We start from the raw sequence: 13,700 nt of genomic DNA, 5'->3' as shown, positions 1-13,700 counted from the left end.
TGGGTGAGCACACGCCGCGTGCGGGAGAGCAACTGGCGTATGACGAATGGTCTTTGAAGAAGAACAGCTCCGATCAACGAAACGGAACCTCACGGGGGTTGAGATGTGCAAGGCGGTACGGGCACGCGTGCGTGCTCTGGTGTGGCGGATGCGCGGCATGCGGAAGGAGGCCGGGATGGTCACCTCCGAGTACGCGGTGGGGATCGTCGCGGCGGCGGCCTTCGCGGTGCTGCTCTACAAGGTCGTAACGAGCGGGCAGGTCGGCGCGGAGCTGCAGAGCATCGTCAAGGAGGCCCTCAATGCGCGGATGTAAGTGGCGAGGGCGGGGCTCCGACCAGGGGTTCGTGACGGCGGAGGCGGCGTTGGTGCTGCCCGTGCTGGTGATGTTCGCGATGGGGCTGGTCTGGGGGCTGCTCGTGGTGGCCGCGCAGATCCAGTGCGTGGACGCGGCCCGGACGGGCGCCCGCGCGGCGGCCCGGCAGGACCCGCACGACGCGGTCGTCGAACTGACCCGCGAGGTGGCCCCACGCGGGGCGAAGGTCACCATCGGCCGGGAGGGTGACCGGGTTCGGGTTGTGGTCGTGGCCAAGGCACCGGGGTTGGGGCGGCTGTCGTACGAGCTGCGGGAGGAGGCCGTCGCGGTCGCTGAGGAGACGGTCGCGGCGGGGACGGTCGCTGAGGGGGCGGTCGCCAAGGAGACGGTGGAGGTGCCCGGATGAGGGGCGGTGACGGGGACCGGGGGTCCGCCACCGTCTGGAGCGTCGGTGTGATCGCCGTCCTGTGTGCCGTGTTCGGCGTCCTGCTCGCCCTGGGGCAGGCCGCCGTGACCCGGCACCGCGCGGCCGGCGCCGCGGACCTCGCGGCGCTCGCGGCGGCGGATCACTGGGCGGAGGGCTCCGAGGCGGCCTGCGCCCGGGCGGAACGCACGGCACGGGCCCAGGGCACGCGGCTGGTGCGGTGCGCGATGGTGGGCGAGATCGCGGACGTGACAGCGGCGTCGAGAACGGGGCCGTTCACGGTGGAGGTCAGGGCGCGGGCGGGCCCTGCGGAGGCGGTGGCGCCGGTTCCTCCGGAGGCCCCTGCCCATCGGTCGGCGTCGGCTCCTCCCGCGGCCCCTCCGGATCCGTAAGCGCAGGATCCTCCTCCGGCGCATCCCGATCGGTCACCGCCGGGTCCTCCCGCGCTCCCTCCCGATCGGTCGCCGTCGGCTCCTCCCGCGCCCCCTCCTCATCCACCGGCTTATCCTCCGGCGCCCCCCGCAACAGCACCGTGAGCAGCCGCACAGCCCCCCGCTTGTGCAGCGGATCGTTGCCGTTGCCGCACTTGGGGGACTGGATGCAGGACGGGCAGCCGCTGTCGCACTCGCAGGAGGCGATGGCCTCGCGGGTGGCGGTGAGCCAGGCCCGGGCGGTGTGGAAGGCGCGTTCCGCGAAGCCCGCGCCGCCGGGGTGGCCGTCGTAGACGAAGACCGTCGGGAGCAGGGTGTCGGGGTGCAGCGGGATCGACACGCCGCCGATGTCCCAGCGGTCGCAGGTCGCGAAGAGGGGCAGCATGCCGATCGACGCGTGCTCGGCGGCGTGCAGGGCGCCGCCGAGGATCTCCGGGCTGATGCGGGCCTCGTCCAGCTGGTCCTCGGTGACCGTCCACCACACCGCGCGCGTGCGGAGCGTTCGAGGAGGGAGGTCGAGTTTGGTCTCGCCCAGCACCTCGCCGGTGATGAGGCGGCGGCGCAGGAAGGAGACGACCTGGTTGGTGACCTCGACGGAGCCGTAGCAGAGGCGGCCCTGGCCCCATGGCACTTCGACGTCCGTCTCCAGGACGGAGATCGTCGTCGTGTCGCGGGCGACCGTGGAGTACGGCGGGCTCGCCTCCTCGACCAGGGCGACCGAGTCGTCCAGGTCGAGGGAGCGCACGAGGTAGGTGCGGCCCTGGTGGAGGTGGACCGCGCCCTCGTGGACGCTCGTGTGCGCGGCGCCCGCGTCGACCGTGCCCAGCAGACGGCCGGTGCCCGCCTCGACGATCTGGACCGGCTTGCCGCCCGCGCCCCGGATGTCGGCCAGGTCGGCGGCCCGCTCCCGGCGCGTCCAGTGCCAGGCCTTCGTACGGCGGCGCAGCAGCTTCGCGGCCTCCAGCTGCGGCAGCAGCTCCGCGCAGGCGGGGCCGAACAGCTCCAGGTCGTCCTCGACCAGCGGAAGCTCCTCGGCCGCCGCGCACAGGTGGGGCGCGAGGACGTACGGGTTGTCGGGGTCGAGGACCGTCGATTCCACCGGTTGGTCGAACAGGGCTTCCGGATGGTGGACCAGGAAGGTGTCCAGCGGGTCGTCGCGGGCCACCAGGACGGCCAGTGCGCCCTGCCCGGAGCGGCCGGCCCGGCCCGCCTGCTGCCACAGGGACGCGCGCGTGCCCGGGTATCCGGAGATCACGACCGCGTCCAGTCCGGAGACGTCCACGCCCAGCTCCAGGGCGGTGGTGGCGGCCAGGGCCAGCAGTTCGCCGGAGTGCAGGGCGCGTTCCAGGGCGCGGCGCTCCTCGGGCAGGTAGCCGCCCCGGTAGGCCGCGACACGCCCGGGCAGGGAGCGGTCGATCTCCGCGAGCCGTTCCTGGGCGATCACGGAGATCAGCTCGGCGCCACGCCGGGAGCGCACGAAGGCGACCGTACGGACGCCCTGGAGGGTGAGGTCGGTGAGCAGGTCGGCGGTCTCGGCGGTGGCGGTACGGCGGACGGGGGCGCCCCGCTCGCCCTGCAGCTCGGTGAGCGGGGGCTCCCAGAGGGCGAAGACCAGCTCCCCGCGCGGGGAGGCGTCGTCGGCGACCTCCACGACCGGGAGGCCGGTGAGGCGGCGGGCGGCCACGGCCGGCTCGGCGGCGGTCGCGGAGGCCAGCAGGAACACCGGGGAGGAGCCGTAGCGGGCGCACAGGCGGCGCAGGCGGCGCAGCACCTGGGCGACATGCGAGCCGAAGACGCCACGGTAGGTGTGGCACTCGTCGATGACGACGTACTTCAGCGCCTTCAGGAAGGAGGCCCAGCGGGGGTGGGACGGCAATATGCCCCGATGCAGCATGTCGGGGTTGGTCAGGACGTACGTGGCGTACTGGCGGATCCACTCGCGTTCCTCGAACGGAGTGTCGCCGTCGTACACGGCCGGCCGTACCGCTTGGCCCAGAGGACGTGAAAGGTACTTCACGGCTCGGCACTGGTCCGCCGCGAGGGCCTTGGTGGGGGCCAGGTAGAGGGCGGTGGCGCCGCGGCCGTTCGGGGCTTCGGCGCCGTCCAGGAGCGTGGAGAAGACCGGGACCAGGTACGCCAGGGACTTGCCGGACGCCGTGCCGGTGGCGACGACCACCGACTGGCCGTCCAGGGCGTGTTCGGCGGCCCGCGCCTGATGGGCCCAGGGGTGTTCGATGCCCGCGGCCCGCACCGCGGCGATCACCTCGGATCGGATCCGGTGCGGCCAGACGGCATGCCGACCCGCGCGCGGGGGCAAGTGCTCCGTATGAGTGATGCGCGAAGCCCTGTTCGGCCCCGAGGCGAGCCGGTCCAGGACCGTGCCCGGCGCGGGGCGGGATGCGGTGTCCGTCGGGGGTCGATCGGATCGGTGATTCTTGGCCATCGGCACCGAGTCTGTCACTGGCGTGACGGACAATGGGTCCAAGGCGTCGTGCACGCCTGCCGGTAAGTGATTGAATGCCATCGCGGCTGGCGAACCGTCCAGGGGGATCTGCCGAGATGTCCCAAGGACGACCGCTCGATAGCAAGGTGCTGGAGGATCCGTGGACCTGTCCCTGTCGACCGAGACCATCGGCGATCGCACGATCGTCAGGGTCGGTGGCGAAATCGACGTATATACCGCGCCCAAGCTGCGCGAGCAGCTGGTCGAGCTGGTGAACGACGGCAGTTTCCACCTCGTCGTCGACATGGAGGGCGTGGACTTCCTCGACTCCACCGGGCTCGGCGTGCTGGTCGGCGGCCTGAAGAGGGTGCGTGCCCATGAGGGCTCGCTGCGCCTGGTGTGCAACCAGGAGCGCATTCTGAAGATCTTCCGCATCACCGGCCTCACCAAGGTGTTCCCCATTCACACCTCGGTCGAGGAAGCGGTGGCGGCCACCGACTGATCACCGGCCCGGGCCATGGGCCCGGGACGGCAGATTCGAACAGGGGGGCCCGGACTTTCGGAGGTCCGGCCCCCCGAGCACGCCCGTAGCTCCGAGGGGGATGCATGGCCACCGTCGAACTCCGCTTCAGCGCGCTGCCCGAGCACGTCAGGACCGCCCGACTGGTGGCGGCCGCGGTGGCACGCAGGGCCGGGGTGGACGAGGCCGTCCTCGACGAGGTCCGGCTCGCCGTCGGCGAGGCCTGCTCCCGGGCCGTGGGGCTGCATCAGATCGGTGGGATCACGGCGCCGGTGAAGGTGTCGCTGATCGAGGAGGAGAAACAGTTCTCCATCGAGGTCGGCGACGAGGCGCCGCACGCCCCGACCGGGGTCAGGACGGCCGCTGCGGCCGCCGAGGACCCCGACGTGGAGGCCGAGGAGGACGAGATGGGCCTCGCGGTCATCAGCGGCCTGGTCGACGACGTCGAGGTCACCGCCGGGGAGCACGGCGGGTTGATTCGTATGACCTGGCCGACCACGCCGCCGCCGACCGCGGTGCTCCCCTGATCGCTTTCCTGATCGTCGTCACTCCACTGGAGTAATCGCTGCGAGGGCCCTGCTGAGCAGGGCCCTCGTTGTTTTGCGCGTGCTGGGGGCCCGGAATTCGTGAAGGAATTCACGATCAGTACTGGATCAATTGACCGATCAGCGGCCCCTGTAATTCGATCATGCGTCCACGCCTCTGGGGCATTACGGCTTTCGGGTTCGGTGGCTTCCTGCGATCATTTGCGATGTAGCAGGAGAAGCATGGGACGACGAATTCCGTTTGCCGCGCTCTGTTTTGATCAGGACCGGCTCCCTACAATCCGTCCACATCTTGAGCTCAGCCCAAGCGTCAAGGAGGACGAATGGCGGGGCTTTCTACCCCTCATCGGTTGGACCATCTGGACCACTCCACAACCTTCGCAGCCGCAGTGCTGACCGACGACAACCGCGTCATGGTGATGGTCATTGCGGCCGTCGCGCTGGCTGCGCTCGTGGTCGCCGGCGTGCTGCTGCGCCAGGTGCTCGCGGCGGGCGAGGGCACCGACAGCATGAAGAAGATCGCCGCGGCCATCCAGGAAGGCGCGAACGCCTATCTGACCCGGCAGCTGCGCACGCTCGGCGTATTCGCCGTCGTCGTCTTCTTCCTGCTCATGCTGCTGCCCGCGGACGACTGGAATCAGCGCGCCGGGCGCTCGGTGTTCTTCTTGATCGGCGCGGCGTTCTCGGCGGCCACCGGCTATATCGGCATGTGGCTCGCGGTCCGCAGCAATGTGCGGGTCGCCGCGGCCGCCCGGGAAGCGACTCCGGCCGAGGGTGAGCCGGAAAAGGATCTCACTCTCGTCTCGCACAAAGCCATGAAGATCGCTTTCCGCACGGGCGGCGTCGTCGGCATGTTCACGGTGGGGCTCGGTCTGCTGGGCGCCTCCTGTGTGGTGCTGGTCTACACGGCCGACGCGCCGAAGGTGCTGGAGGGTTTCGGCCTCGGGGCGGCCCTCATCGCGATGTTCATGAGGGTGGGCGGCGGCATCTTCACCAAGGCCGCCGACGTCGGCGCCGACCTGGTCGGCAAGGTCGAGCAGGGAATTCCGGAGGACGATCCGCGCAATGCCGCGACCATCGCCGACAACGTGGGCGACAACGTCGGTGACTGCGCGGGCATGGCGGCCGACCTGTTCGAGTCCTACGCCGTGACCCTGGTCGCCGCGCTGATCCTGGGCACGGCGGCCTTCGGCAACTTCGGGCTGGCGTTCCCGCTGCTGGTCCCCGCGATCGGCGTGATCACCGCGATGATCGGCATCTTCGCCGTGGCCCCGCGGCGCGCCGACCGCAGCGGGATGAGCGCGATCAACCGCGGCTTCTTCATCTCCGCGGTGATCTCGCTGGTCCTGGTGGCGATCGCCGCCTTCACCTACCTGCCGTCGTCGTACGCCGAGCTCGACGGCGTCACCGATGCCGCGATCCAGGCCAAGGACGGCGACCCGCGGATCCTCGCGCTCGTCGCGGTCGCCATCGGCATCCTGCTCGCCGCCGTGATCCAGCAGCTCACCGGCTACTTCACCGAGACCAACCGGCGCCCGGTGAAGGACATCGGCAAGACCTCGCTCACCGGCCCGGCCACCGTCGTCCTCGCCGGTATCTCCGTCGGTCTCGAATCGGCCGTCTACACCGCTCTGTTGATCGGCCTCGGCGTCTACGGGGCCTTCCTGCTCGGCGGTACGTCGATCATGCTGGCGCTGTTCGCGGTCGCGCTGGCCGGCACCGGTCTGCTCACCACGGTCGGTGTGATCGTCGCCATGGACACCTTCGGGCCGGTCTCCGACAACGCGCAGGGCATCGCCGAGATGTCCGGCGACGTCCAGGGCGCGGGCGCGCAGGTGCTCACCAACCTGGACGCCGTCGGCAACACCACCAAGGCCATCACCAAGGGCATCGCCATCGCCACGGCCGTCCTCGCGGCGTCGGCGCTCTTCGGGTCGTACCGTGACGCGATCACCACCGGCGTACGCGACGTGGGCGAGCGGCTCACCGGTGAGGGCGCGCCGCTGACGTTGGCGATGGACATCTCGCAGCCCAACAACCTCGTCGGCCTGATCGCGGGCGCGGCGGTCGTCTTCCTCTTCTCCGGACTGGCGATCAACGCGGTCTCCCGGTCGGCGGGTTCGGTGGTGTACGAGGTGCGGCGGCAGTTCCGCGAGCGGCCCGGGATCATGGACTACACCGAGAAACCGGAGTACGGAAAAGTCGTCGACATCTGTACGAGGGACGCGCTCCGGGAGCTCGCCACGCCGGGTCTGCTCGCCGTCATGGCGCCGATCTTCATCGGGTTCACGCTCGGCGTCGGCGCGCTCGGCGCGTTTCTGGCGGGCGCGATCGGGGCCGGCACCCTGATGGCGGTGTTCCTTGCCAACTCCGGCGGCGCCTGGGACAACGCCAAGAAGCTCGTCGAGGACGGTCACCACGGCGGCAAGGGCAGCGAGGCGCACGCCGCGACGGTGATCGGCGACACGGTCGGCGACCCCTTCAAGGACACCGCAGGCCCGGCGATCAACCCGCTGCTGAAGGTGATGAACCTGGTCTCGCTGCTCATCGCCCCCGCCGTGATCAAGTTCAGCTACGGCGACGACGCGAGTCTCGGGGTACGGATCCTGATCGCCGTACTCGCCCTGGTCGTGATCGTCGGGGCGGTGTACGTCTCCAAGCGGCGCGGCATCTCCATGGGTGACGACGAAGCCGAGCCGACCGCCAAGTCGGCCGATACGGCGGTGGTTTCGTAGCTCGCCGTACCCGGCTCGGCCCAAGGGGCGGGCGGGGGGCGCGCATTGGCGCGCCGTCCGCCCGCTCCGTTGTGTTCACGCTCGTGCCGTGAGCCTTCTCTCCCCTGGTACGAATGGCTGCAATGCGGTGAATATCGGACGTTAGTCATACGTTTGCCGTCCGCTTGGCGTGTATGTTCCGGGGCCGAGAGCCATGGAAGGGACCAATCCGGTGAACAAGAAGCTCGCGGTCGCACTGTCCGGCGGTGCGGTACTGGTACTGGCGCTGTCGGGATGCAGCGGCGACGACAGCAACGAGAAGCTGGATGCCTGGGCCAAGCAGGTCTGCGACGCCGTACAGCCGCAGGCCAAGAAGATCGCGGCCGCCAATTCCGCGATCCAGAAGGAGACCTCGGACAGCAGCACGCCGGAAGAGGTCCAGAAGACCGACGCGCAGGCCTTCCAGGACATGTCCGACGCCTACAAGGCGATCGGCGCCGCCGTGAACAAGGCCGGCGCGCCCGACGTCGAGAACGGCGAGAAGAAGCAGCAGGACGCGGTCAAGGAGCTCAACGGCATCGCCTCCTCCTACGCCTCCCTGAAGAACCAGGTCGACGACCTCGACACCAAGGACCAGGCGAAGTTCGCGGACGGCCTCAAGGGCATCGCCACCGAGCTGGACAAGCTCGGCCAGAGCGGCAGCGACGCGCTGACCACCCTGGAGGAGGGCGAGGTCGGCCAGGCGATGGCCCGGCAGGAGACCTGCAAGAGCGCGTCGTCCTCGCCGTCGGCCACCCAGGGCTGACGTTCGCGGCGACCGGGCCGCGCGGTCACAATGGGGGCGTGAGCAACGCCAGCCTCTCCGCCCTGCCCGCCACCGACCGTCCCGATGTCACCGCGCGGCTGCGGGACGCCCTCCTGGGGGCCGCCTTCACCGCCGACGGACTGCTCGAACTGCTCGGCGCCCCCGCGTACGCGGCGCTGGCGCGCAGCGAGACCGTTCCGGCGCTCCGGGCGACGCGCGGCGACACGCCGCTGGAGATGCTCGTACGGCTGTTCCTGTTGCAGCAACCCGTGCCGCACGCGCGCGTAGAGGGCGTTCTGCCCGTCGCCGCGTGCCTGGAGAGCGGGTGGCTGACGCGCGTCGGCGGCGACGAGGTCGCGGCCACCGTTGACGTACGGCCGTACGGCGGGCTCGACGGCGAGGACTGGTTCATCGTGTCCGACCTCGGCTGCGCGGTCGGCGGCGCGGGGGGTATCGGGCGGCGGGACGAGGCCGTCGTCCTGGGCGTCGGCGGCGCGTCCACGACGCTCGCCGGCATCACGGTCCGTACGCCCGTCTCCTCGGCCCTCGACCTGGGCACCGGGTCCGGCATCCAGGCGCTGCACGCCGCACAGCACGCCACGCGCGTGACGGCGACCGACGTCAACCCGCGCGCGTTGCACATCGCCGCGCTCACCCTCGCACTGTCCGGCGCACCGGCCGCGGACCTGCGCGAGGGCTCGCTCTTCGAGCCGCTGTCGAACGACGAGAAGTTCGACCTGATCGTGTCGAACCCGCCCTTCGTGATCTCTCCCGGCGCCCGGCTGACGTACCGCGACGGCGGCATGGGCGGGGACGATCTGTGCCGCACGCTCGTTCAACGGGCGGGGGAGCGGCTGAACGAGGGCGGGTTCGCGCAGTTCCTCGCCAACTGGCAGCACGTGGAGGGGGAGGACTGGCAGGAGCGGCTGCGGTCTTGGGTGCCGCGCGGGTGCGACGCGTGGATCGTGCAGCGCGAGGTGCAGGACGTCACGCAGTACGCCGAGCTGTGGCTGCGCGACGCCGGCGACCACCGGGGTGACGTGGCCGCGTACCAGGCGCGGTACGACGACTGGCTGGACGAGTTCGAGGCGCGCAAGGTGCGGGCGGTCGGGTTCGGGTGGATCACCCTGCGCAAGCGGGGGGCCGCGGTGCCCTCGATCACCGTGGAGGAGTGGCCACATCCGGTCGAACAACCGCTCGGCGACACGGTCCGGGCGCACTTCGAACGGCTGGACTACCTGCGGTCACGGGACGACGCGGCCCTGCTGGAGGAGCGCTTCCGGCTGGCCGCCGAGGTGGTGCAGGAGCAGGTCGGGCTGCCCGGGGCGGAGGATCCGGAGCATGTCGTACTGCGGCAGAACCGGGGCATGCGGCGGGCCACCAAGGTGGACACGGTGGGCGCGGGCTTCGCAGGGGTGTGCGACGGGTCGCTGACCGCGGGGCGGATTTTGGACGCCATCGCCCAACTGGTGGGTGAGGATCCGGTGTTGCTGCGGGATCGGACGCCGGCGCAGATTCGGTTGCTGGTGGAACAGGGGTTCTTGGAACCGGCGGGGTGAGGTGAGCGGGGGGCGCGTGGGGGTGGGAGTGCGCCGGGGGCGAGGCGCTTGCTCACCGCTGGGGACCGGATCGGCCTCCTCCACAGGGATGTGAAACCGGCCAACATCCTTCTGGCGCAGGACCGCACGCGCGGGTGCTGCGCGAGTGTGGGTGGGGAGCTGGCGTCGGGGTTGAAGCGCTGGCGGCGGTGCGGGAGCCCCCGGTGTGCCTGGCGGCGGAGAATCGGCCACACCTGGGAACGGCAGCCCGGGCGGAGTGCGCCCGGTGGTGCAGCTGCGCCCTGTGTGGCTGCACACCGGGGTGGGGCTGCCCCCAGCGACGGAGCCGACGTACGGCGTCTGGCCGCTGCCCGCGCCGCAGGGGCCGTACGACTCCGGCCGGAAAGTCGCCCTCCGATGGGGACACCGACGCCGGGTGCGGTCCGAGCGCGGCCGGATCATGGTCCGAGGGCGGCTCAAGGTGGGCGGCTGAAGAAATTTTCGAAAATCCCGGCGCGACGGATCCAGCCCTTGGCTCAAAGTAGACGCACAGCCCCGTCGACCTCGCGTTCACGTCAAGTTCGCCTCGACGCAGCCCGTGCGTGTCAACCTCCCGGGGAGCGGACACTCGCCGACGGAAAAAGGGACACGGGGAGCCATGGAGAGCGGACCGGCGATCTTCGCGGGAGTGGTGTTCGCCCTGTTCGGAGGCGGCCTGCTGGTGTGGACGGCGACCCGGGTACGCCGCCGCGAACCCGTCGCCCTCGGTGTGAGCCCCGTCGCATCGGCGACCCTCGCGAGCATCGCCGCAGTGATCGCGCTGACCCTCGGAGCGTGGTGCTTCACCCAGGTCTGACAACCGAGGACGCGTTCCACCTGGGGTAATCGGTGGGACACGCTCCGGATAGACCCGATCGGATCGGTGGACATGCCGGGCGGCAGGAATGGCGGTAGTCGGGTTACCGTTCGAGTGGCCGTTGCGGGCTTTTCCCGTTTGACACGGGGGCGGGATGTACCGTCACACTCCGCAGCGTCACCAGCGAGTGAGCCATGAAAGGTGCCCTGACCCCGGGAGCAAGGCCTGGGGAGGCCCCAGCGTCGACCGGAGAGAAGAGCGAAGTTGTCCCCGACCAGCGAGACCGCACAGGGCGGCCGCCGACTCGTCATCGTCGAGTCGCCTGCCAAGGCGAAGACGATCAAGGGCTACCTCGGCCCCGGCTACGTCGTCGAAGCGAGCGTCGGGCACATCCGTGACCTTCCCAACGGCGCCGCGGAGGTGCCCGAGAAGTACACCGGCGAGGTCCGCCGACTCGGTGTGGACGTCGAACACGACTTCCAGCCGATCTATGTGGTCAACGCCGACAAGAGGGCCCAGGTCAAGAAGCTCAAGGACCTGCTGAAGGACTCCGACGAGCTCTATCTCGCCACTGACGAGGACCGGGAGGGCGAGGCCATCGCCTGGCACCTCCAGGAGGTCCTCAAGCCCAAGGTCCCGGTCAAGCGGATGGTCTTCCACGAGATCACCAAGGCCGCGATCCAGGCCGCCGTGGCCAACCCGCGCCAGCTCAACCAGAAGCTCGTCGACGCCCAGGAGACCCGCCGCATCCTCGACCGCCTCTACGGCTACGAGGTCTCGCCGGTGCTGTGGAAGAAGGTCATGCCGCGGCTGTCGGCGGGCCGCGTCCAGTCGGTCGCCACCCGACTCGTGGTCGAGCGGGAACGCGAGCGCATCGCGTTTCGTTCTGCTGAGTACTGGGACCTGACGGGCACCTTCGCGACCGGCCGCGCGGGGGATTCGTCGGACCCGTCGTCGCTGGTCGCCCGCCTGCAGACCGTCGACGGCAGGCGGGTCGCGCAGGGCCGCGACTTCGACTCCCTGGGACAACTGAAGAGCGCGAACACCCTCCACCTCGACGAGGCGAACGCCCGCGCCCTCGCCGCCGTCCTGGAGGACACCCGGTTCTCCGTCCGGTCGGTCGAGTCCAAGCCGTACCGCCGCTCGCCGTACGCCCCGTTCCGTACGACGACGCTGCAGCAGGAGGCCAGCCGCAAGCTCGGCTTCGGCGCGAAGGCGACCATGCAGATCGCGCAGAAGCTGTACGAGAACGGCTACATCACGTACATGCGTACGGACTCCACGACCCTGAGCGACACGGCGGTGGCCGCCGCCCGCGCCCAGGTCACGCAGCTGTACGGCGCCGACTACCTGCCGGCGCAGCCGCGGACGTACGCCGGGAAGGTCAAGAACGCGCAGGAGGCGCACGAGGCGATCCGCCCCTCGGGTGATCGTTTCCGCACGCCCGCCGAGACGGGTCTGACCGGCGACCAGTTCAAGCTCTACGAGCTGATCTGGAAGCGGACGGTCGCCTCCCAGATGAAGGACGCGACCGGCAACAGCGTGACCGTGAAGATCGGCGGCACCGCGGCCGACGGGCGGGACGTCGAGTTCAGCGCGTCCGGCAAGACGATCACGTTCCACGGCTTCCTGAAGGCCTACGTCGAGGGCGCCGACGACCCGAACGCCGAGCTGGACGACCGCGAGCGCCGGCTGCCGCAGGTCGGCGAGGGCGACCCGCTGACCGCCGAGGAGATCACCGCCGACGGGCACGCCACCAAGCCGCCCGCCCGCTACACCGAGGCGTCGCTGGTCAAGGAGCTCGAAGAGCGCGAGATCGGCCGCCCGTCGACGTACGCGTCGATCATCGGCACGATCCTCGACCGCGGCTATGTCTTCAAGAAGGGCACGGCACTCGTCCCGTCCTTCCTGAGCTTCGCCGTGGTCAACCTCCTGGAGAAGCACTTCGGGCGGCTCGTCGACTACGACTTCACCGCCAAGATGGAGGACGACCTCGACCGCATCGCCCGCGGTGAGGCGCAAGCCGTGCCGTGGCTGAAGCGGTTCTACTTCGGTGAGGGCACGGGCGAGGGCGGTGCCGCGGACGCCGGCAACGGCGACGGGGACCACCTCGGCGGCCTCAAGGAGCTGGTGACCGACCTGGGCGCGATCGACGCGCGCGAGGTGTCCTCGTTCCCGGTGGGCAACGACATCGTGCTCCGCGTCGGCCGCTACGGCCCGTACATCGAGCGCGGCGAGAAGGACACCGAGCAGCACCAGCGGGCCGACATCCCCTCCGACCTGGCGCCGGACGAGCTGACCGTCGAGCTCGCGGAGGAGCTGCTCGCCAAGCCGAGCGGCGACTTCGAGCTGGGCACGGACCCGGCAACCGGCCACACGATCGTCGCCAAGGACGGCCGCTACGGCCCGTATGTCACCGAGGTGCTGCCCGAGGGCACGCCGAAGACCGGCAAGAACGCCGTGAAGCCGCGTACGGCCTCGCTGTTCAAGTCGATGGCGCTGGACACGGTGACGCTGGAGGACGCCCTCAAGCTGATGTCGCTGCCGCGTGTCGTCGGCACGGACGCGGACGGCGCCGAGATCACCGCGCAGAACGGGCGCTACGGGCCGTACCTGAAGAAGGGGACGGACTCGCGGTCGCTGCAGTCCGAGGACCAGATCTTCACGATCACGCTGGAGGAGGCGCAGGCGATCTACGCCCAGCCCAAGCAGCGTGGCCGCGCGGCCGCCAAGCCGCCGCTGAAGGAGCTGGGCGAGGACCCGGTCAGCGGCAAGCCGGTGGTCGTCAAGGACGGTCGCTTCGGTCCGTACGTCACCGACGGCGAGACCAACGCGACCCTGCGCTCCGGCGACAGCGTCGAGACGATCACTCCGGAGCGCGGCTTCGAACTGCTCGCCGAGAAGCGCGCGAAGGGGCCGGCCAAGAAGACGGCGAAGAAGGCCGCCGCCAAGAAGGCCCCGGCGAAGAAGGCTCCTGCGAAGACGGCGACGGCTGCGAAGAAGACGGCCGCCAAGAAGACCACGGCCGCGAAGAAGACGACGACCGCCAAGAAGACGGCCGCGAAGAAGGCGACGGCTTCCAAGACGACGTCGGAGGACTGAGGCCGGAGG

The 13,700-nt window shown here is 70.3% G+C and carries 12 protein-coding genes; 11 read left to right on the top strand and 1 reads right to left on the bottom strand.

The genetic code is table 11. From position 1 onward, the window contains the following. Nucleotides 1-103: 103 nt before the first annotated feature. Genes SSP24_RS23775 through SSP24_RS23765 form a run of 3 tightly spaced genes read left to right on the top strand, consistent with a single transcriptional unit; the run spans nucleotide 104 to nucleotide 1,129 of the window. Nucleotides 104-313, top strand: coding sequence for a DUF4244 domain-containing protein (locus SSP24_RS23775; RefSeq protein ID WP_141311722.1), 210 nt, complete (start codon nucleotides 104-106; stop codon nucleotides 311-313). Next, nucleotides 300-719 (top strand): TadE family type IV pilus minor pilin, encoded by a 420-nt coding sequence (locus SSP24_RS23770; RefSeq protein WP_141311721.1) that lies wholly within the window; start codon nucleotides 300-302, stop codon nucleotides 717-719. Before SSP24_RS23775 ends, SSP24_RS23770 begins: the two co-directional genes overlap by 14 nt. Beyond that, a complete protein-coding gene (locus tag SSP24_RS23765) occupies nucleotides 716-1,129 on the top strand; it encodes an Rv3654c family TadE-like protein (protein WP_141311720.1) in 414 nt (137 codons plus the stop codon). Before SSP24_RS23770 ends, SSP24_RS23765 begins: the two co-directional genes overlap by 4 nt. Here SSP24_RS23765 and sftH read toward each other — a convergent pair. Next, nucleotides 1,026-3,692: a DEAD/DEAH box helicase gene (sftH, locus tag SSP24_RS23760; protein ID WP_229865822.1), complete on the bottom strand. Its 2,667-nt coding sequence runs from the start codon at nucleotides 3,690-3,692 to the stop codon at nucleotides 1,026-1,028. The genes SSP24_RS23765 and sftH overlap by 104 nt on opposite strands. 79 nt (nucleotides 3,693-3,771) lie before the next feature. Between sftH and bldG the strand changes: the two genes are divergently transcribed. From bldG to topA, 8 genes are all read left to right on the top strand, one after another. Further along, entirely contained in the window at nucleotides 3,772-4,113 is a 342-nt protein-coding gene (bldG, locus tag SSP24_RS23755; protein WP_024885807.1) for an anti-sigma factor antagonist BldG, read from the top strand. A gap of 104 nt (nucleotides 4,114-4,217) precedes the next feature. Next, the gene (locus tag SSP24_RS23750; RefSeq protein WP_141311718.1) at nucleotides 4,218-4,658 is read left to right on the top strand and encodes an ATP-binding protein; all 441 of its coding nucleotides are present in this window, start codon (nucleotides 4,218-4,220) and stop codon (nucleotides 4,656-4,658) included. 341 nt (nucleotides 4,659-4,999) lie between these two features. After that, nucleotides 5,000-7,411, top strand: a complete 2,412-nt coding sequence (locus tag SSP24_RS23745; RefSeq protein WP_141311717.1) for a sodium-translocating pyrophosphatase — start codon at nucleotides 5,000-5,002, stop codon at nucleotides 7,409-7,411. A 193-nt stretch (nucleotides 7,412-7,604) separates the two neighbouring features. Beyond that, the gene (locus SSP24_RS23740; RefSeq protein WP_141311716.1) at nucleotides 7,605-8,195 is read left to right on the top strand and encodes a small secreted protein; all 591 of its coding nucleotides are present in this window, start codon (nucleotides 7,605-7,607) and stop codon (nucleotides 8,193-8,195) included. Between the two features lie 38 nt (nucleotides 8,196-8,233). Then, nucleotides 8,234-9,754 (top strand): DUF7059 domain-containing protein, encoded by a 1,521-nt coding sequence (locus tag SSP24_RS23735; RefSeq protein WP_141311715.1) that lies wholly within the window; start codon nucleotides 8,234-8,236, stop codon nucleotides 9,752-9,754. 268 nt (nucleotides 9,755-10,022) lie between these two features. After that, complete coding sequence (locus SSP24_RS23730; RefSeq protein ID WP_141311714.1) at nucleotides 10,023-10,226, top strand: hypothetical protein; 204 nt, start codon at nucleotides 10,023-10,025, stop codon at nucleotides 10,224-10,226. Nucleotides 10,227-10,391: 165 nt separating this feature from the next. Then, complete coding sequence (locus tag SSP24_RS23725; RefSeq protein WP_141311713.1) at nucleotides 10,392-10,589, top strand: hypothetical protein; 198 nt, start codon at nucleotides 10,392-10,394, stop codon at nucleotides 10,587-10,589. Nucleotides 10,590-10,853: 264 nt separating this feature from the next. Beyond that, nucleotides 10,854-13,691: a type I DNA topoisomerase gene (gene topA / locus SSP24_RS23720; RefSeq protein ID WP_141311712.1), complete on the top strand. Its 2,838-nt coding sequence runs from the start codon at nucleotides 10,854-10,856 to the stop codon at nucleotides 13,689-13,691. Nucleotides 13,692-13,700: the final 9 nt, after the last annotated feature.

The organism is Streptomyces spinoverrucosus, from assembly GCF_006539505.1.
Taxonomy (GTDB): Bacteria; Actinomycetota; Actinomycetes; order Streptomycetales; family Streptomycetaceae; genus Streptomyces; species Streptomyces spinoverrucosus.
This window is presented reverse-complemented; position numbering and strand designations above follow the sequence as displayed.

Coding starts and splice junctions, on each gene's coding strand:
- SSP24_RS23775 (WP_141311722.1), top strand. CDS start 104: ATGTGCAAGGCGGTACGGGCACGCGTGCGTGCTCTGGTGTGGCGGATG.
- SSP24_RS23770 (WP_141311721.1), top strand. CDS start 300: ATGCGCGGATGTAAGTGGCGAGGGCGGGGCTCCGACCAGGGGTTCGTG.
- SSP24_RS23765 (WP_141311720.1), top strand. CDS start 716: ATGAGGGGCGGTGACGGGGACCGGGGGTCCGCCACCGTCTGGAGCGTC.
- sftH (WP_229865822.1), bottom strand. CDS start 3,692: ATGGCATTCAATCACTTACCGGCAGGCGTGCACGACGCCTTGGACCCA.
- SSP24_RS23750 (WP_141311718.1), top strand. CDS start 4,218: ATGGCCACCGTCGAACTCCGCTTCAGCGCGCTGCCCGAGCACGTCAGG.
- SSP24_RS23745 (WP_141311717.1), top strand. CDS start 5,000: ATGGCGGGGCTTTCTACCCCTCATCGGTTGGACCATCTGGACCACTCC.
- SSP24_RS23740 (WP_141311716.1), top strand. CDS start 7,605: ATGGAAGGGACCAATCCGGTGAACAAGAAGCTCGCGGTCGCACTGTCC.
- SSP24_RS23725 (WP_141311713.1), top strand. CDS start 10,392: ATGGAGAGCGGACCGGCGATCTTCGCGGGAGTGGTGTTCGCCCTGTTC.